Origin of the sequence: Pseudogemmobacter sp. W21_MBD1_M6 (genome assembly GCF_052119585.1) — a bacterium.
GTDB lineage: Bacteria > Pseudomonadota > Alphaproteobacteria > Rhodobacterales > Rhodobacteraceae > JBGQOJ01.
In genome coordinates this window covers 20,606-39,637 of record NZ_JBGQOJ010000011.1, presented here as the reverse complement: position 1 = coordinate 39,637, position 19,032 = coordinate 20,606, and the positions used below count along the sequence as shown (strand labels likewise).

17 protein-coding genes are annotated in these 19,032 nt (G+C 61.2%); 12 read left to right on the top strand and 5 right to left on the bottom strand.

Going from position 1 to position 19,032, the window contains the following annotated elements:
- Positions 1 to 3: 3 nt before the first annotated feature.
- On the bottom strand, positions 4 to 1,221 hold the full coding sequence (locus ACEN2R_RS12350) for a multidrug effflux MFS transporter (RefSeq protein ID WP_442042609.1): 1,218 nt from the start codon (positions 1,219 to 1,221) through the stop codon (positions 4 to 6).
- A gap of 239 nt (positions 1,222 to 1,460) precedes the next feature.
- Between ACEN2R_RS12350 and ACEN2R_RS12345 the strand changes: the two genes are divergently transcribed.
- From ACEN2R_RS12345 to ACEN2R_RS12315, 7 genes are all read left to right on the top strand, one after another.
- The gene (locus tag ACEN2R_RS12345) at positions 1,461 to 2,993 is read left to right on the top strand and encodes an acyl-CoA carboxylase subunit beta (RefSeq protein ID WP_442042607.1); all 1,533 of its coding nucleotides are present in this window, start codon (positions 1,461 to 1,463) and stop codon (positions 2,991 to 2,993) included.
- A gap of 10 nt (positions 2,994 to 3,003) precedes the next feature.
- Positions 3,004 to 3,393 carry a DUF6497 family protein gene (locus tag ACEN2R_RS12340; RefSeq protein WP_442042605.1) on the top strand — a complete coding sequence of 130 codons (390 nt, stop codon included), beginning with the start codon at positions 3,004 to 3,006 and terminating at the stop codon, positions 3,391 to 3,393.
- Between the two features lie 214 nt (positions 3,394 to 3,607).
- On the top strand, positions 3,608 to 3,742 hold the full coding sequence (locus ACEN2R_RS12335; RefSeq protein WP_442042603.1) for a hypothetical protein: 135 nt from the start codon (positions 3,608 to 3,610) through the stop codon (positions 3,740 to 3,742).
- Positions 3,743 to 3,823: 81 nt separating this feature from the next.
- On the top strand, positions 3,824 to 4,168 hold the full coding sequence (locus tag ACEN2R_RS12330; protein ID WP_442042601.1) for a hypothetical protein: 345 nt from the start codon (positions 3,824 to 3,826) through the stop codon (positions 4,166 to 4,168).
- A gap of 331 nt (positions 4,169 to 4,499) precedes the next feature.
- Positions 4,500 to 4,700, top strand: a complete 201-nt coding sequence (locus tag ACEN2R_RS12325; protein ID WP_442042599.1) for a hypothetical protein — start codon at positions 4,500 to 4,502, stop codon at positions 4,698 to 4,700.
- 137 nt (positions 4,701 to 4,837) lie between these two features.
- Positions 4,838 to 6,838, top strand: a complete 2,001-nt coding sequence (locus ACEN2R_RS12320) for an acetyl-CoA carboxylase biotin carboxylase subunit (protein ID WP_442042597.1) — start codon at positions 4,838 to 4,840, stop codon at positions 6,836 to 6,838.
- Positions 6,835 to 8,400, top strand: coding sequence for a hypothetical protein (locus tag ACEN2R_RS12315; RefSeq protein WP_442042595.1), 1,566 nt, complete (start codon positions 6,835 to 6,837; stop codon positions 8,398 to 8,400). Before ACEN2R_RS12320 ends, ACEN2R_RS12315 begins: the two co-directional genes overlap by 4 nt.
- Positions 8,401 to 8,410: 10 nt before the next feature.
- Here ACEN2R_RS12315 and ACEN2R_RS12310 read toward each other — a convergent pair whose 3' ends face one another.
- Entirely contained in the window at positions 8,411 to 8,890 is a 480-nt protein-coding gene (locus ACEN2R_RS12310; RefSeq protein WP_442042593.1) for a DUF4174 domain-containing protein, read from the bottom strand.
- Positions 8,891 to 9,025: 135 nt separating this feature from the next.
- Here ACEN2R_RS12310 and scpA point away from each other — a divergent pair, with 135 nt between their 5' ends.
- Entirely contained in the window at positions 9,026 to 11,158 is a 2,133-nt protein-coding gene (scpA, locus tag ACEN2R_RS12305) for a methylmalonyl-CoA mutase (protein ID WP_442042591.1), read from the top strand.
- Positions 11,159 to 11,236: 78 nt separating this feature from the next.
- On the opposite strand, the gene nhaA is transcribed toward scpA, so the two are convergent.
- On the bottom strand, positions 11,237 to 12,430 hold the full coding sequence (gene nhaA, locus ACEN2R_RS12300) for a Na+/H+ antiporter NhaA (protein ID WP_442042589.1): 1,194 nt from the start codon (positions 12,428 to 12,430) through the stop codon (positions 11,237 to 11,239).
- A gap of 211 nt (positions 12,431 to 12,641) precedes the next feature.
- Here nhaA and ACEN2R_RS12295 point away from each other — a divergent pair, with 211 nt between their 5' ends.
- Genes ACEN2R_RS12295 through ACEN2R_RS12280 form a run of 4 tightly spaced genes read left to right on the top strand, consistent with a single transcriptional unit; the run spans position 12,642 to position 15,230 of the window.
- Positions 12,642 to 13,124, top strand: coding sequence for a GNAT family N-acetyltransferase (locus ACEN2R_RS12295; protein ID WP_442042588.1), 483 nt, complete (start codon positions 12,642 to 12,644; stop codon positions 13,122 to 13,124).
- Positions 13,125 to 13,166: 42 nt separating this feature from the next.
- Positions 13,167 to 13,850, top strand: coding sequence for a TerB family tellurite resistance protein (locus ACEN2R_RS12290; protein WP_442042586.1), 684 nt, complete (start codon positions 13,167 to 13,169; stop codon positions 13,848 to 13,850).
- A complete protein-coding gene (locus ACEN2R_RS12285) occupies positions 13,850 to 14,881 on the top strand; it encodes an endonuclease/exonuclease/phosphatase family protein (protein WP_442042584.1) in 1,032 nt (343 codons plus the stop codon). Before ACEN2R_RS12290 ends, ACEN2R_RS12285 begins: the two co-directional genes overlap by 1 nt.
- A 37-nt stretch (positions 14,882 to 14,918) precedes the next feature.
- Entirely contained in the window at positions 14,919 to 15,230 is a 312-nt protein-coding gene (locus ACEN2R_RS12280) for an AAA+ family ATPase (protein ID WP_442042582.1), read from the top strand.
- On the opposite strand, the gene ACEN2R_RS12275 is transcribed toward ACEN2R_RS12280, so the two are convergent.
- Both ACEN2R_RS12275 and ACEN2R_RS12270 read right to left on the bottom strand, forming a co-directional pair.
- Entirely contained in the window at positions 15,227 to 16,771 is a 1,545-nt protein-coding gene (locus tag ACEN2R_RS12275; protein WP_442042580.1) for a Ppx/GppA family phosphatase, read from the bottom strand. The two genes, ACEN2R_RS12280 and ACEN2R_RS12275, sit on opposite strands and share 4 nt — an antisense overlap.
- 54 nt (positions 16,772 to 16,825) lie before the next feature.
- Positions 16,826 to 19,000: an RNA degradosome polyphosphate kinase gene (locus ACEN2R_RS12270; protein WP_442042578.1), complete on the bottom strand. Its 2,175-nt coding sequence runs from the start codon at positions 18,998 to 19,000 to the stop codon at positions 16,826 to 16,828.
- Between the last annotated feature and the right edge of the window lie 32 nt (positions 19,001 to 19,032).

Sequence of the window (19,032 nt, the reverse complement as noted above, 5' to 3'; positions counted from 1 at the left end):
GCGTCAGTCGGGGGCAACCATCCGCGCGCGCCGGATCACCCAAAGGCCCGACACGATGCCAAGCGCGGAACTGATCAGCATGATCCAGACCAGCGTCAGCGCCCCGTTTTCGGGCGTCAGCAAAGTGCCCGCCAGCGCCGACAGCGCGGCCCCGCCGCCGATCATGATCGCGCCGCCAAGCCCCGAAGCGGACCCCGCCAGATGCGGCCGCACCGACAGCATGCCTGCGTTGGCATTGGGCAGGACCATGCCGTTCCCAAGGCCCACAAACGACATGAACGCGAAGAACACATAGACCGAACCGAAACCTGCGTAGAACGTCAGGATCGACACCAGCAGCCCCGCCGCCGACAGCACCGTGCCCCACAGCATCATCGCGTTGATCCCGAAACGGACCGAATAGCGGCCGCTCAGGAAGTTGCCCAGCATATAGCCGACCGCAGGCGCCCCGAACAAAAGGCCAAGCTGCGAGGGGTCCAGCCCGTAGACCTTTGTTCCGACAAACGGCGCGCCGCCGAGGTAGGCGAAGAACGCGCCAGAGGCAAAGGCGGCGGTCAGGCAGTAGCCCCAGAACCGCTGCGAGGTCAAAAGCTCGGGGTATTGGCGGATCTGCGCGCCAAGGCTGGTGGCGCGGTTCTTGGATGTTTCGCCCAGATCGGCCCAGGCCAGCCAAAGCGTGGCGGCGCCAAGAATGAACAGCAGCCAGAAATTCGCCTGCCATCCGAATGCGGTATCCAGAATGCCGCCGATCGCGGGGCCGACCATCGGCACAATCGACATGCCCATGGTGACATAGCCGATCATCGACGCGGCCTGTTCCTGCGGGACCATATCGCGCACCACGGCGCGGGACAGAACCATGCCGGTCACGATCACCGCCTGCGCCATGCGGCAGGTCAGAAAGACAGTGATATTGGGCGCATAGATGCAGCCCAGCGTCGCGACCAGAAACAACGCGCTGCCCGCAAGGATGACAGGGCGGCGACCATAGCGGTCTGAAATCGGGCCGACAATGATCTGCAATGCCGCGTTGATCCCCAGATATAGCGCGACCGACAACTGCATCAGCTTGTAATCCGTCTGGAAATACTCGGCCATATGCGGCAGCGACGGCAGAAAGATGTTCATCGACAGCGCCGACAGCCCGGCAATCAGGATCAGGGTCGCGATGTGGGGCGGGCTGGTGCGCTGTAAAAAGCGTGGGGTCACAGGTGTGGTCATTGATCCGAGATAGGACGACCACCCGACCTTGTCCAATTCAAAAGCGTGATCGTCGGCATTTCCAACGATTGGGACGGCGGCGTAGCCTATCGTGACAGCATCCCTGATGGAGCAATATTTTGCAACTTTGCAATTTGCAAAATAGATGTTTCATTCAATTTGCAAATCTACTCAATTTTCCTTTCGAACAGCCTGTCCGTCCGTTAGTGTGCGGCTAAACCAGCGAAGGGGACCGGCCCATGAAAGACATCCTGCAACAGCTTGAAGACCGCCGCGAGGCGGCTCGTATGGGTGGTGGTCAGCGTCGGATCGACGCGCAGCACGCCAAGGGCAAGCTGACCGCAAGAGAGCGGATCGACCTGTTGCTGGACGAAGGCTCGTTCGAAGAATTTGATATGTTCGTCGCGCACCGCTGCACCGATTTCGGCATGGAGCAGGATCGGCCTGCGGGCGACGGTGTTGTCACCGGATGGGGCACCGTGAACGGCCGCATGGTCTATGTCTTTTCGCAGGATTTCACGGTTTTCGGCGGGTCGCTGTCTGAAACCCACGCGCAGAAGATCTGCAAGATCATGGATATGGCGATGCAGAACGGCGCGCCCGTGATCGGCATCAACGATTCAGGCGGCGCCCGCATCCAGGAAGGTGTGGCATCCTTGGCCGGCTATGCCGAGGTGTTCCAGCGCAATATCATGGCATCGGGCGTTGTGCCGCAGATCAGCCTGATCATGGGCCCCTGCGCCGGTGGCGCGGTTTATTCACCCGCGATGACCGACTTTATCTTCATGGTGCGCGACAGCAGCTATATGTTCGTGACCGGCCCCGACGTGGTGAAAACCGTCACCAACGAGGTCGTCACCGCCGAGGAACTGGGCGGCGCGAAAACCCACACAAGCAAATCCTCGGTCGCCGACGGTGCCTTCGAGGATGATGTCGAGGCGTTGACAGAGGTCCGCCGCCTGATCGACTTCCTGCCGCTGAACAACCGCCAGAAGCCGCCCGTGCGCCCGTTCTTCGACAGCCCCTCGCGGATCGAGGACAGCCTGGACACGCTGATCCCCGAAAATCCCAACTCTCCCTACGACATGAAAGAACTGATCCTCAAACTGGCGGACGAGGGCGATTTCTACGAGATCCAGCAGGATTTCGCCAAGAATATCCTGACCGGCTTTATCCGTCTCGAGGGCTCCAGTGTCGGCGTCGTCGCCAACCAGCCGATGGTTCTGGCTGGGTGTCTGGACATCGACAGCAGCCGCAAGGCCGCGCGGTTTGTCCGCTTTTGCGATGCCTTCGAAATTCCGATCCTGACGCTTGTCGATGTACCCGGCTTTTTGCCCGGAACCGGACAAGAATATGGTGGTGTGATCAAACACGGCGCGAAATTGCTGTTTGCCTATGGTGAGGCGACTGTGCCCAAGGTCACCGTCATCACCCGCAAGGCCTATGGCGGCGCATATGACGTGATGGCGTCCAAGCATCTGCGCGGCGATTTCAACTATGCCTGGCCCACAGCCGAGATCGCCGTGATGGGTGCCAAAGGGGCGACCGAAATCCTGTATCGGTCGGAACTTGGCGACACCGACAAGATCGCGCAGCGCACCAAAGACTACGAAAGCCGCTTTGCGAACCCCTTCGTTGCCGCGGAAAAGGGCTTTATCGACGAGGTGATCATGCCCCATTCAACGCGCAAACGGATTTGCCGCGCCTTTGCCTCGCTTCGGGGCAAGTCGCTTCAGAATCCATGGAAAAAGCACGACAATATCCCTTTGTGATGATGTGAACATGATCCGCTTCCTTCCCCTTTTCTGGCTTGCTGGTCCGGCTTTGGCGCAAAGCATCGCGGTGCCGTCCGGCCAGACGGTGACCCTGTTCGAGGTGGTCGCCGAGGATCAGGCCGATCTGGGGCAGGTCTGGGCGCGCTTTCGCTTCCTTGCCCCGCAGATCGCACGGGATGCGGGACGACTGACCTTCGAGCAGGCCGAGGCAGACATGCTGCACCTTTGCGAGACCGTCGCACTGCCCGCCCTTGCAGGGGACACGCGCCAGTTTGATCTGGTGCTTGTCAGCCTATCGGATAGAGAGGTTCCTTTCGGGGTCATCGATCCCGAGGCAACCCAGTTTTTCGAAGGCTATAGGCCCGAAGAAGCGACCTGCATCTTGGAGGAATTTTGATGCAACCACAACATCTTGCACGTCGAAGCCGATACAGGGGCATGGTTGATGCAAACCTATCACAGGGTGTCCTGCCGTTGCAGATCCAGTATGTTTCCGGCGTGAATTCTGCTACTGTCATCACAGGTTTTCCTGGGAAAGCCTGTGTGTCATCAATCGACCTTGCGGCGCATAACGTCGTTTCGGTTTATAATAACAGCAGTAGGAGACATGTATGTCCATTCACACCAAAGCCGTTCTGGGCCTTTTCCTTGTCGCATTTGCAGCCGCTTGTGCGCCGAAGACCGAAGAAGTGGTCTATGTCGAGCCGGTTCAGGCAGAGCCCGTATATACCAGCAAATACAAGTAACGCATCAACGGGACGGGCGTTTCTGCCCGTTCCGACACCAGCCCTGACGTTTGGCGCGCCCCGCATTGCGGAGGTCGCAGCATGATAAAGCACCGTGGCTTCCCTGGCCGCCTTCCGGGCACCGACTTTCAATTCACCATCCGCCGCGCCAGCGACAGAGGCATCGCGCCCCTGACCAAACGTGAACGCTATGCCGACCGCCGACCCGCCGACCGCCGTGCCGACGAGGGCTTTTTGCGCGCCTTGTGGGAAAATTTTGGTGAGGCACCATTCGAGCGGGGCAATCTAGATGCCGGGCGCCTGTCATGGTTGTTCGGCCGCGAAGTGATTCCCGCCGAGGACCCGTTTGACCCCGAAAGCTATGAGGCCCTGCTGAAGCTGGATCTGCCGCGCGCCATGTCGTCCTTTCCCGACGTGTTCGAGTAGGAATCGGCATGATTTTGCCCATGAAATCCGGTTTTTGGCGGGAAGCAGCCCAAAACAGCCTGTCTGTTACGGCGGTCTTTTCAGAAACGGCGACTTGGGCCAATCTCACAGACACGGCAGGTGCCTCCAGCAAAGTCCCTGCCGTTTACGATCGATACCGTTACCCTTCCCCTTCTCTGTGGCCTGACCTTATTTGGGTCAGGTCACTTTTTCCCGTTGCGCGTCGGCGACACATTGCCGAGCTGTCCGGTCTTTGTATTTACCGCTTCCCCCGCGTGAAGCGGCATGAGACACTGCGGCACATAATAAATCTCTCTGGAGGCATTTCAAAATGCGAGTACTCAAAATTATCGCGGCAATCGCTGTCGCGTCTTCTCTGTCGGCCTGCCTTGATACTGACCTCGAGCGCGGCCTTGCCGGCGCTGCGGGCGGTGCGGTTGTCTCCGACGCAGTGGGCGGCAGCGCTGTCACCGGTGCGCTTGTCGGCGGTGCTGCTGGCGTGTTCTGCGACGACGCAGGCATCTGCCGCTAATCGGCTTGCGCGGGTCATTCCGCATGCCATAACAGGTTTCAAGCCATTCGGGCCCCGTGCCCGGGTGGCTTTTTCTTTGCTGTAATGACTGCCGTAGCCGGGGGTCATCCCCTGCCGGTCGACTGGAAGGGACGGACATGTTCAAGAAAATCCTGATTGCAAACCGGGGCGAGATCGCCTGCCGCGTGATCAAGACGGCGCGTAAAATGGGCATTCAGACGGTGGCGATCTATTCCGACGCTGACCGCAATGCCCTGCATGTCAAAATGGCGGACGAGGCGGTGCATATCGGCCCGGCCCCTGCCAACCAGTCCTATATCGTCATCGAAAAGGTGATGCAGGCGGTGCGCCAGACCGGCGCAGAGGCGGTGCATCCGGGCTATGGCTTTTTGTCCGAAAACCGGCTGTTTGCCGAGGCGCTGGCGAAAGAGGGTGTGGCCTTTATCGGACCACCCGCCGGCGCGATAGAGGCGATGGGCGACAAGATCACCTCGAAAAAGCTGGCGCAAGAGGCCGGCGTGTCGACCGTGCCGGGGTATATGGGCCTGATCGAAGACGCCGAGGACGCGGTCAAAATCTCTAATCAGGTCGGTTATCCGGTGATGATCAAGGCCTCTGCCGGTGGCGGCGGCAAGGGGATGCGCATTGCGTGGAACGACACCGAGGCCCGCGAAGGCTTTGACAGTTCCAAGAACGAGGCGGCCGCCAGTTTCGGCGACGACAGGATTTTCATCGAGAAATTCGTGACGCAACCGCGCCATATCGAAATTCAGGTGCTGGCCGACAGCCACGGCAACACCCTGTATCTGCACGAACGCGAATGCTCGATCCAGCGCCGGAACCAGAAGGTCATCGAAGAGGCGCCAAGCCCCTTCCTTGACCCAGAAACGCGCAGGGCGATGGGCGAACAGGCCTGTGCGCTGGCCGCCGCCGTGGGGTATACCAGTGCCGGCACCGTGGAATTCATCGTCGATGGCGCGCGCAACTTCTACTTTTTGGAAATGAACACCCGCCTTCAGGTGGAACATCCCGTGACCGAACTGATCACCGGCATCGACCTTGTCGAACAGATGATCCGCGTGGCCTACGGCGAGGCGCTGCCCTTCAAGCAGGACGATATCCAGTTGAACGGCTGGGCGATGGAAAGCCGGCTTTATGCCGAAGACCCTTACCGTGGGTTCCTGCCGTCCATCGGCCGACTGTCGCGCTACCGTCCCCCCGCCGAGGTCGCAACCCCGACCCATGCCGTGCGCAACGATACCGGCGTGTTCGAGGGCGGCGAGATCAGCATGTTCTACGACCCGATGATTGCGAAACTCTGCACCTGGGCACCCACCCGCGCGCAGGCGATCGAGGGAATGCGCAACGCGCTCGATGGGTTCGAACTGGAGGGCATCGGCCACAACCTGCCGTTCCTTGCCGCCGTGATGGACCACGAGAAATTCGCCTCGGGCAACATCACCACCGCCTTCATCGCCGAGGAATACCCCGATGGTTTTGAGGGCGTCAGCCCCGATCAGCCCACGCTGCGCCGTCTGGCCGCCGTCGCCGCCCATGTTAAAATGCTGAAAGAGGCGCGCGCGGCGCAAATCTCGGGTGCCATGGCCAACCACAAACGGCGCGTCGAAACCGATTGGGTCGTGACCGTCGGCAAACAGAATTTCCCCGTGCATATCGTGGAAACGCCGCAGGGCACCGATGTCAGCTTTGACGGCAACGGCACGCTGTCCGTCGCCTCTGACTGGACGCTGGGCGACAGCCTGTTCACCGGCACCGTTGACGGGACCCCGATGATCGTCAAAACCGAATTCGTGCGTGGCGGCGCGCGTCTGCGCTATCGCGGGGCCGACCTGAAGGCGGTCGTGCGCACCCCGCGTCAGGCGGAACTTGCGGCCCTCATGCCCGAAAAGCTGCCCGCCGACACCTCGAAGCTGTTGCTTTGCCCGATGCCCGGTCTGATCGTCAAGGTTATGGTGGCCGAGGGCGACGAGGTGCAGGAAGGCCAGTCGCTTTGCACTGTCGAGGCGATGAAAATGGAAAACATCCTGCGTGCCGAAAAGAAATGTATCGTCACCAAAATCAACGCGGCCCCGGGCGATAGCCTGAAAGTGGACGACGTGATCATGGAGTTCGAATGACCCCGACCGCCGGTCAAAACGCTCGCCCCTTCGCAATCGCCGCGCTTGTCGCGGCACTGGGCTTCTTTGCGTGGCTGCAATACGCGGCACTGGGGCGCACGGGCGGTGTCTTTGAATACCCGCTTGATGACGTTTATATCCATCTGGCGATGGCCGAACAGATGGCGCGCGGCGGCTACGGGGTGAACGCGGGCGAATACGCGTCGGCGGCGTCATCGGCGCTTTACCCCGTGCTGCTGTTGCCCTTCGCCGGGACAGAGGCGCAGCGGCTTCTGCCGTTGGTCTGGAACATCGCCGGTCTGGTGATGGCGGCGGTCCTGTGGGGCCGGATCATCGCCTTTGCCGGATACGGTCGCACCCTCGGGCTGGCACTGGCCATCGCAGGACCGGTCGCGCTGAATATGTCGGCGGTGGCCTTTACCGGCATGGAACACGCGCTGCACACCGCCGCCAGTCTTGCGATCCTTTACGGGTTGCTGCGGTTCGCGCAGGACGGAACCCTGCGCTGGGTTCTGGTCGCGGGCATGGTCGCGGCCCCATTGCTGCGGTTCGAAGGCTTGGCGCTGGCCTTGCTGGCCGTGGGCGTTCTTGCGCTGAACGGGCGGCGCGGCGCGGCGGTCTGGACGGGCGCGATGGTGGTCCTGCCGATCGTCGCCTTTTGCGCCTTTCTGGTGTCCCTCGGGCTGGACCCTTTGCCGAACTCGGTTCAGGCAAAGCTGGTCAGCGCCGGCGAAGAGGAAATCACACTGCTGCAACGCATTCTGGGCACCTTCCAGATCAATATCGGCAAAACGCCGGGGCTTTTGGTGCTTTGCCTTGCGGTTCTGTCTTTGCTGGCGACTGCGGTCGTGCCGCAGTTGCGGCAGGGCCCGATGCGGCATCTGGCGCTGGCCGTGGCCGGGGCCGCCATCGCGCATCTGTTCCTCGGGCAGATCGGCTGGATGCACAGGTATGAGAATTACATCCTGTCGGTCGCCGCAGGCGGCCTTCTGGTTCTGGTGGCCCCTGCCTTTCGCGGCACAGCCCCGGCCCGCACGCTTGCCGTTCTGGCGCTTTTGCCGATCGCGGGGGCAGGGGCGTTTTACCTGCCTAAAATCATCCGCGACTTTCCCGCCAACCCCCGCGCGATCCACCTGCAACAGGCGCAAATGGCGCGGTTCGCGCAGGACTATGCACATGTGCCCGTCGCGGTGAACGATCTGGGGCGCGTGGTCTGGGGCAACCCCGACTATGTGCTGGACCTTTGGGGCCTCGCCTCGACCGAGGCGCGGATGACGCGGTTGTTCCACCCCGTCAAAGGTTGGGCGGGGCCAATGGCCAAGGCCAAGGGCGTGCCCCTTGCCATGATCTATGACGAATGGCTTGGCGATGCCGTGGGCACCGATTGGGTCCGTGTCGGGACGCTGACCATGATCAACCCGCAGGGGTTTCTGGGATCAGACAAGGTCGCCTTTTACGCCACAGCGCCAGAGCATGTCGCGGGGCTGATCCCCGCGCTTGATGCCTTTGTCCCGACCTTGCCGGGCGACGCACGCTTTGATTTCGCAGAGGGTATCCGATGACCGCCCCGCGTTATTGCACCGCCCGCCTGTCGCGCAGCTCTTGCTGGCGCAGGGGCATCTTGTCGATCACGCGGGTCAGTTCGCGCACATCCCAGGGGCTGGGTTTGCGCAGCTTGATCTCCCCGTCCTTGCCGATCAGCACCATCATGAACCCGCGCGGGCGCAAGGTGGTCCGCACCTCTGACATCGCCGCCGGGGCGGTGTCGGTCAGAATGACCACATCGCGCTCTGCCAGTTCCGCGCGGCGGGCCTCCAGCAACTGCATCTGGCGGATAAAGGCGGGGTCGTTCGGGCTGTCGGCAAAGACAACCACGGGCCGCGCCACCCAGACAAAGTCGTCAAGGCTGACCGTTGCCGCATCGAACGGCCCCAAGGGGTCGACAGCCTCAGCTGCGATTTCAGGGGTCTCCGTGGTCGCGGTTTGCGCCTCTCCGACAAAGGCCGAGACGGTGATCAATACAGCAATTCCAAGCGCCAAGACGTGTTTCATGCATCCTCCTGTTCAAATGAATATAGGGGGTGCCCAGCCGATGTCTAAGGCTTTGCCGATGCAATCCGCATGTTTTGTGTCTGCGGTGTGCATGTTTTCCGCATGGCCCCGCCCCGATGAACAAAGGATAGACCGATGACCGACAAAAAAGCGGCGTGGACCAAGCGCGCAGAGATCGAGATGAAGGGCAAAAGCGCCGACAGCCTGATCTGGAACACCCCCGAAGGCATCAAGGTGCAGCCGGTCTATACCGAGGAAGACGCGCAGGGGCTGCCGCATATGGGCAGCCTGCCGGGCGAGGCACCCTTCACCCGCGGACCGAAGTCCACCATGTATGCGGGGCGCCCCTGGACCATCCGCCAATATGCCGGTTTCTCGACCGCCGAGGAATCGAACGCCTTCTACCGCAAGGCGCTGGATGCGGGGCAGCAGGGGGTCTCGGTCGCGTTCGATCTGGCCACCCACCGCGGCTATGACAGTGACCACGAACGGGTCGAAGGCGATGTCGGCAAGGCCGGTGTGGCGATTGACAGTGTCGAGGACATGAAGATCCTGTTCGACGGAATTCCGCTGGAAAAAGTCAGCGTTTCCATGACGATGAACGGCGCGGTCATTCCGGTTCTTGCGTCATTCATCGTGGCGGGCGAAGAGCAGGGCGTCGACCGCCGCCTGTTGTCGGGCACCATCCAGAACGACATTCTGAAAGAATTCATGGTGCGCAACACCTACATCTATCCGCCCGAGCCTTCGATGCGGATCGTGGCGGATATCATCGACTATACCAGCCGCGAGATGCCGAAATTCAACTCTATTTCGATCAGCGGCTACCACATGCAAGAGGCCGGTGCGAACCTTGTGCAGGAACTGGCCTTCACCCTTGCCGACGGGCGCGAATATGTCCGCGTGGCGATCGCGAACGGTATGGATGTCGACGCATTCGCGGGGCGGTTGTCGTTCTTCTTTGCCATCGGCATGAACTTTTTCATGGAAGCCGCCAAGCTGCGCGCGGCGCGGTTCCTCTGGCACAAGATCATGTCGGAATTCAATCCGGCGAAAGAGGGCAGCCTTGTCCTGCGGACCCATTGCCAGACCTCTGGCGTGTCGTTGCAGGAACAGGACCCCTACAACAATATCGTCCGCACCGCCTACGAGGCGATGTCGGCGGTGCTGGGCGGCACCCAGTCGCTGCACACCAATTCGTTCGACGAGGCGATTGCCCTGCCGACGGAATTCTCGTCGCGGATCGCGCGGAACACCCAGTTGATCCTGCAAAACGAGACCGGCGTGACCAATGTCGTCGATCCGCTGGCGGGTAGCTATTACGTCGAAAAACTGACCTCGGACCTGATCGACGAGGCCTGGGCGCTGATCGAAGAAGTGGAAGCGATGGGCGGCATGACCAAGGCCGTGGCCAGCGGCATGCCCAAGCTGCGGATCGAGGAAGCCGCCGCACGGCGTCAGGCGGCGGTGGATCGCGGCACCGAAGTGATCGTGGGCGTGAACCGGTTCCGGCTGGAAAAAGAGGATGTGATCGATTTCCGCGCCATCGACAACGACTCTGTCCGGCTGAGCCAGATCGCGCGTCTGGACCGCGTGCGCGGCAGCCGCGACACAGAGGCCTGCGCGGCGGCGCTGGACGCGCTGGAGGTGGCGGCACGCGACGGCGGTGGCAACCTGCTGGCGCTGGCGATCGACGCCGCCCGTGCCCGCGCAACAGTTGGAGAGATTTCAATGGCGATGGAAAAAGCATTCGGGCGGCACCGCGCCGAGGTCAAAACGCTGGCCGGTGTCTATGGCGCGGCCTACGAGGGTGATGCGGGCTTTGCCGCGATTCAGGCCGACGTCGAGGCCTTTGCCGAGGAAGAGGGGCGCCGGCCACGGATGCTGGTGGTCAAGATGGGGCAGGATGGTCACGACCGGGGGGCCAAGGTGATCGCCACCGCCTTTGCCGACATTGGTTTTGACGTCGACGTTGGCCCGCTGTTCCAGACCCCCGAAGAGGCGGCGCAGGACGCGGTGGACAACGACGTGCATGTGATCGGGATTTCCAGTCAGGCCGCAGGGCACAAGACCCTTGCGCCCAAGCTGGTCAAGGCGCTGGAGGCCGCGGGTGCGGGTGATATTCTGGTGATCTGTGGCGGGGTCATCCCGCAGCAGGACTATCCGTTCCTGTTTGATGCAGGCGTCAAGGCGATCTTTGGTCCCGGCACCAATATCCCCGAGGCGGCCAAGGACATCCTTAAACTGATCCGTGCCGCCAAGCGGTGATCCGGTTTTCCGGATATTTTCAGAACAAAGAAAACGAAAAGAGGCCCCATGCACCGGGGCCTCTTTTGCATTTGTAGCCTATTGCGCAGGGACGGCGTTTGCCAGCTTTGCCTGCCGCTGGTGGGCCAGCATCAGCACGCCATATCCCAGCACGGCCGAGACGAGCGAGCCTGCCAGCACCCCGATGCGCACATCGTTCATCAGGCTTGCATCGCTGAAACTGAGCGAGCCGATGAACAGCGACATGGTAAAGCCGATGCCCGCCAGGCAGGCAATGCCGTAGATATGCAGCCAGTTGGCCCCGTTGGGCAGACGCGCAAGGCCGGATTTAACCATCAGGAAGGTGATCCCGAACACGCCCACCTGTTTGCCCACGATCAGGCCAAGGGCAATGCCGAGGGGCAGGGGGGCGGCGAGGTCGGACAGCGCCATGCCCTTCAGGACCACGCCCGCGTTGGCGAAGGCAAATATCGGCACGATAAGGTAGAGGACATAGGGCGAAATGCCATCTTCCAGCGCGTGCAGCGGAGATTTGCCGTATTTGTCCTTGAGCGGGATACAAAAGGCGGTAAGGACGCCGGCCAGCGTCGCATGGACCCCGGATTTCAGCACAAAGAACCACATGATCGCGCCCAGCAGCAAGGCGGGGGCGACGCGGTGGGTGCCTTTCATGTTCAGCCAGACCAGCAACACTAGTGGCACAAGGGACATCAGAAGGTAATCAATCTTCAGCTCTGCGGTGTAGAACAGCGCGATGATCAGGATCGCGCCGAGGTCGTCCAGAATGGCCAGCGTCAGCAGGAACACCTTGAGCGAGACGGGGGCCCGTTTTCCCACCAGCGCAAGAATACCCAGCGCAAAGGCGATGTCGGTCGCGGCTGGAATGGCCCAGCCGCCGATGGTGGCCGCATTGCCCCAGTTGAACCAGGCAAAAACCAACGCCGGAACGACCATGCCGCCCACCGCCGCCATGCCCGGCAAGATGACATCGGCGGGATTTTTCAGTTTTCCTTCCAGCAGTTCTCGTTTCAGTTCAAGCCCGATGAGGAAGAAGAAGACCGCCATAAGGCCGTCATTGATCCAGAGGATAAGTGGTTTTTCCAAACCGGATCCGTTCAGCGTTATCGCAAGATAGGATCCAAGGGCGCCCTCATATGCGCCGGAAAGCGCAGAATTGGCCACGATCAGGGCAGCAAGGGCCGCAAGCATCAGCAGGATTCCACCCGAAGCCTCATGCTTGAAAAAACGGTCGATGGAGCGAAGAAGGGGCATTATTTACCTGACTATTTTTGTTTACACTGGGTTTGAAATGGAGCAAGCGCGTTCAAATTCAACCACTGGGCCAGCAGTTTTCGCCTTTCCTTTGAATGGATTTGCGGATTGTCTGCAGGGCGCGCGGATCTGCTTAATAAAGGGGCACCATAATGCTGGAACTGGATCATCGGGTGCTCGAAGTGACGCCCCGCAGGCGACGGGGGCGGCAATGATCCGGGCCGCGACCCCCGCAGATTGCCCGGCGATCGCGGATATATGGAATCCGGTGATCCGCGACACGTTGCGAACCTTTACCACGGCGCTGAAAACGCCCGAGGCGCTGGTGCAGTCGCTGGCCGCGAAGGCCGTGCTGAGCCATCCGTTTCTGGTGGCAGATCAGGGCGGTATCCTTGGTTTTGCCACCTACGGCCAGTTCCGTGACGGACCCGGCTATGCCCGCACGATGGAGCATACGATTATTCTGGCGCCACAGGCACAGGGGCGTGGTGTCGCGCGTGCGCTGATGCTGGCGCTGGAGGATCGCGCGCGCGCGCAGGCTGTGCACAGCCTTTGGGCGGGTGTCAGCGCCGCCAACCCCGAAGGGCTGGGATTTCACAGGGCCGTAGGCTTTGTCGAGGTGGCGCGGCTGCCCGAGGTCGGATATAAGTTCGGGCAATGGATTGATCTGATATTATTGCGCAAACAACTTTGAAGCCGCACTGACAGCCGGCAACCAAAAGGTTAGAATATTCATATGTCATTGTGGTCCCGCATTGCCGATGCCCTGTCCGCCCTTGCCGCCGGCGAAGGGTTATCGACCGTGTTCGACCGTTTGCGGTCGCCGCCGCAACGCACGGTGGCCTTTACCATCGCGGTCATTGCGTTGGGGGCGAAGATGGCCAAGGCCGACGGCCAGGTCACCCGCGACGAGGTGACCGCCTTTCGCGAGGTGTTCACCATTCCGCCCGAGGACGAGGCAAGCGCCGCGCGATTGTTCAATATGGCGCGTCAGGATGTGGCAGGTTTTGAGGAATACGCGCACCGTATCAAGGCGATGTTCGGAACCGACCCGAACGGCATGCTGTGCGACCTGATGGAGGGGCTGTTTCATATTGCCCTTGCCGATGGGCAATACCACCCGGACGAGGATGAGTTCCTGCACCGCGTGTCAGAGATACTGGGGCTGAGCGGTCGGCAATTCAAAACCCTGCGCGCAAGGTTTGTGCCCGACGCGGTGCCCGATCCTTATGATGTTCTGGGGGTGGACCCCGACACGCCGCTGGAAAAGGTCCGCGCGGCGTGGCGGGGGCTTGTCCGCGATACCCATCCTGACCGGATGATGGCCCGCGGCCTACCCGAAGAGGCGGTGAAACTGGCAGAGAAACGCCTGATCGCGATCAATCGGGCATGGGAGACAATCAACAAGGACGCGGCCTGATGCGGATTGCCACCTATAACGTGGAATGGTTCAATTCTCTGTTTGACGATGAAAACAACGTCATGGCCGATGACCAGTGGTCGGCGCGCTGGAATGTGACGCGGGCCGATCAGCTGGACGCATTGGGCATCGTTTTTACCGCAATCAACGCGGATGCGGTCATGGTCATCGAGGCGCCTGATTCCAACAGGCGCAGATCGACGGTCGCGTCGCTGGAAGCCTTTGCCGCGCGGTATGACCTGCGGGTCCGCAAGGCGGTGATGGGGTTCTCGAACGAGACCCAGCAGGAAATAGCCATGCTATACGACCCCGATGTCATGGATGCGGTCCATGACCCGATCGGCGAGGCGACGGGCAAAAAGGGCAACCATGACGCGCCGCGCTTTGACGGGGTGTTCCGGATCGACGTCGATATCGACGGCACCCCCGACCTTGTCACGTTTTCCAAACCGCCGCTGGAACTGATCGTGACCCCGAAACACGGGGCCGCGTTCCGCATGATTGGCGTGCACGCCAAATCCAAGGCCCCTCATGGTGCCCGTGACAAAATTCAGGCCACACGGATCGGCATCGACAACCGGCGCAAGCAGCTGGCCCAGTGCATCTGGCTGCGGCAACGCGTGGCGGCGCATCTGGCTGCGGGGGATCCGTTGATCGTTCTGGGGGATTTCAACGATGGTCCGGGGTTGGACGACTACGAAAAACTGTTTGGCCGGTCCGGGGTCGAGATCGTGATGGGTGCGGACCAACCGCCCGAACTGCGCCTGAACGACCCGCATGCCCGTCAGGTGCTGGGGCAGCGCACGCCGGTCATGCCGGCGACCGCCCGGTTCTACATTCAGGCGCAGGATCACTGGCTGTCGGCGCTGCTGGACTACATCATGGTGTCGCCCGCTCTGATGGAAAAGGCCCCTGTCTGGCGGATATGGCATCCGTTCGATGATGCGGGGTGTTACAAGGTGCCGGAATTGCGGGATGCGTTGCTCGCCGCCTCCGATCACTTTCCGGTCACGGTTGATTTGACGTTCTGACCTTCAAAATTGCGACCGGATCGCGTATATTGATCCGATGAAACAGATTGCAGCGCCTTTGATCGTTCTGATGTTGGCCCTTGGTCCCGCCACTGCGCAGGACCAGCCTGCGCCGCCGCCTGCCGCAGGCGATGTCGAAGAGGGTATGAACCTGCTGTCCGAAGGCACAAAGCTGTTGCTGCGCGGCCTTCTGGGCGAGGTAGAGCCTGCGATGCGCGAATTGCAGGACGCACTGGGGAATTTGAACGCCTATCACGCCCCTGAAATCCTGCCGAATGGCGATATCATCATTCGCCGCAAGACGCCCGCCGAACTGGTCACGCCCGATGAAGGCGACATCGAAATCTAGGCGGAAATCCTGACTGTTGTCGCGCAGCCCAAAGATTGCGCAAGAGAGTTGAACCGCGCAACGGCCACTTCGCCGAACAGGCCTTCGGCCTTTTTTGACAGGATCAGCTGCAACAGTTTTTTCTGCGGAAAGTAGCGCAGTTCGGCCAATGCCCCCGGACCGTCAAGCGACAGCATAGAGCCAAAGCGCATGGCTTTGCCCAGAACCTCGGCATCGATCACATCCTTGGGGGGCAGCATGGCGACCACGGGTTCAAACCGCGATCCTGTGCGGCTGTTTTTGTAACGATGCAGCAGGGCCAGACCCATGAACGCGCGTTCCCGATGGGTCAGGCCGCCCAGATTGGCGCGGGTTGCGTTGTCAAAACAGACCTCGGCGCGGTAGTCGGGATGGGCACGCCAGCTGACATCGTGCAGCAGGCAAGCCGCCTTGACCAGGCGCAGTCGCTCCGGTCGGGCCGATTTATAAAGCGGCAACAAAAAGCTGTACAGCGCCTTACCCATGCCGGGCATCCGCGCATCCTTGGCCTCTGCAAAGCGGCACGCCTCGATCAGGGGGTCGCGCTGGCGCAGGCGTTCGGGCATCTGTTCATACAGCATGCCCTCGCGGATTCCATAGCTGGAAATCGCGATTTCCTTGGGTTTGAAGGTGCGGATCAACTGGCGCAGCACCATGCAGGCCAGCGGCACCAGCGCCATCCGTTCGGACGAGGTGCCGGTGCGCGACCGCAGATCATCCGGGTCATTTTCGGCGATCCATTTGATCGTGTCCATCACACTGCGCGTCGTCATCCGGTATTCGTGCAGCACCAGAAGCGGATAACCGCGCCGCTCCATGTCAAGACGCGCAATCGCCCGCCATGACCCGCCCACAAGGAACAGGCGCATGTGCTCGCGCGGGATCCTGTCGTGCAGTCCGGTGATGATCCTGGCGATATGCGCCTTCAGACCCTTCTTGCCCCCCGCGACATCGCGCAGCTTCAGCGGGCCCAGAGGCGAGGTCAGGCGCCGCCCGACCTTGCCGTCGCCGATCTCTGCCAGCTCCATGGATGATCCGCCTATATCGCAGATCATGCCGTTGGCTTCGGGCCAGCCCAGCAGGACGCCCTGTGCCGACAGGCGCGCCTCTTCCTCGCCGTCGATCACCCAAAGATGCAGGCCGGTTTCGCGCAGCACGTCGTCCTGGAAATCCTGCCCGTCGCTTGCCTCGCGGACGGCGGCGGTTGCCACGGCGGACAGAGGGTTGATGCCCATGCCCTCGGCCAGTAGGACGAAGCGCTTGATCGCGGCCAATGCGCGGATGCGGCCCTGCGGGTTCAGGCGGCCCGTATCTGACAGGCCGGCCCCAAGGGCGCACATGATTTTTTCGTTGTAAAAATAGGCGGGTGACCGCGCGGCGCCGTCAAACACCACAAGCCGGACAGAGTTCGACCCAACGTCGACAACCCCCACCCGCGACAATCGTCGCGCAGTTGGGTCATCGAACAACGGCCTGCCGAAATGCCCCCATTCGTCTGCGGGCTTTTCTGCATTTCCGTCCATAGGGGCGACTCCATCTTCCACAGCGGCCACTTTTCCGCGATCAGCGGGGTCGCGTCAATCTTTGCTGTGCGTCAGTTCGGGCACATCGGCCGCGCCCGCAGTTCCGCGACCCGACAAAGAGGGGTTTTCCATAAAGAAACGGTGGCAATTGAACGGATGTTCGCCGGGCGCGGCAGGGGGTCGCACATAGGTGCCAAAGGCGTCCAGAACCCAGCTTTGCGCCTCGTCCGCCATATTTGCCGCCATGATCTGGCTGACAATCTGCGCCTTGACGGTCTGGTTGGTGATTTCAACCAGCGTTTCAACGCGGCGCACAAGGTTGCGGCCCATCCAGTCGGCAGACGAGATATAGACCCGCGCCTTTTTTGACGGCAATCCGTAACCGTTGCCGAAACAGACGATCCGGCTGTGTTCCAGAAACCGCCCGACGATGGATTTCACGCGGATATTTTCGGACAGGCCCTTGATGCCGGGGCGAAGCCCGCAGATGCCACGGATCACAAGGTTGATCTTGACCCCCGCCTGTGACGCCGCATAAAGCCCGTCGATGACATCGGGATCGACCACGGAATTCATCTTGGCCCAGATTTCTGCCGGCTTGCCGCTGCGGGCAAAATCCGCCTCGCGGGCGATGCTGTCCAGCAGGCTGGATTTCAGGCTGATCGGCGCGATGGACAGGTTTTCCAGACGCTCTGGCTGGGCATATCCCGACAGATAGTTGAACACCTTTGTTGCATCGCGCCCAAGGGCGGCATCGCAGGTGAAGAACGACAGGTCGGTATAGATTCGCGCTGTGATCGGGTGATAGTTGCCGGTGCCGTAATGGGTATAGGTCACCAGTTGCTTGCCCTCGCGGCGCACGACAGTGCTGATTTTCGCGTGGGTTTTGTAATTCATAAAGCCATAGACAACATGGGCGCCCGCACGCTCTAGTCGGCGCGACTGGCGGATGTTGGCAGCCTCGTCGAAGCGGGCCTTCAGTTCGACCAGTGCGGTCACCGATTTGCCTGCCTCTGCGGCTTCGCACAGGGCCTCGACGATCGGGCTGTCACGGCTGGTGCGATACAGCGTCTGCTTGATGGCGACGACATTTGGATCGCGCGCGGCTTGCGCCAGAAACCGGACCACCATGTCGAAGGTCTCGTAGGGGTGATGCAGCAGCATGTCCTTTTGCTGTATCGCGGCAAACATGTCGCCGTCGTGGTCCTGAACCCGTTCGGGCACACGCGGGGTAAAGGCGGGCCATAGAAGGTCGGGCCGGTTGTCCAGCACCAGCTCTTTAAGGTCGGTCATGCCCAGCATTCCGCCCAGTTCCACCACCTCGTCCTCTGTCACGATCAGGCGGTCCATGATCAACTGACGCAGCGCGGGCGGGGCATCGGCGGACAGGGTCAGGCGGACAACTTCGCCACGGCGGCGACGCTTCAGCGCCACTTCGAACTCGCGCACCAGATCTTCGGCCTCGTCCTCGACCTCCAGATCGCTGTCGCGCAACACGCGGAAGGCGCAATTGCCCTTCATCTTGTAGCCGGGGAACAGTTGCACAAGGTGCAGTAGCAGCAACTCTTCCAGCGGCAGGAACCGCTGTTTTCCGTTCCGTGGCGGCAGTTCGACATAACGGTCGATCTGCTGGGGGATCGGCAAAAGCGCCTGCAAGGGCCGCTTGTCTGCGGTGCGTTCCAGATGCAGGGCAAGCGAGTAGCCCGCATTCGGAATGAACGGAAACGGGTGCGCCGGATCGACGGCAAGCGGCGACAACACGGGAAAGACGTTGTTCATGAACACGACTTCCAGAAAAACCCGGTCCTCGTCGTCAAGATCGCCGCGCGTCAGCAGGGTGATTCCCTTTTCCTCCATCTCGGCACGGATGGTGTTCCACGCGGTCTGCTGCGCCAGCAACAGTTTGCGCGCATCGGCGTTGATCAGCACAAGCTGCTCTGTCGGGGTCAGGCCGTCTGCCGCGGGGGTAGTGTTGCCAGCATGGTCCAGCTCTCGCAGGCCCGCGACGCGCACGGTGTAGAACTCATCAAGGTTGGTCGCCGAAATCGACAGGAACCGCAGGCGTTCCAGCAGCGGTACACGCGGGTTTTCCGCCTCTTCCAGCACACGCCAGTTAAAGGCAAGCCACGACAGTTCACGGTTGAAAAACCGCTTTGGTCCGGCAAAATCCGCTTCGGGAAGGTCGGTTGGCGCGTCGAACGGCGCCACAAGGAAATCAGCTTTGGTCATGGGGCGGGTATCCACACAATGTGTGACAATTA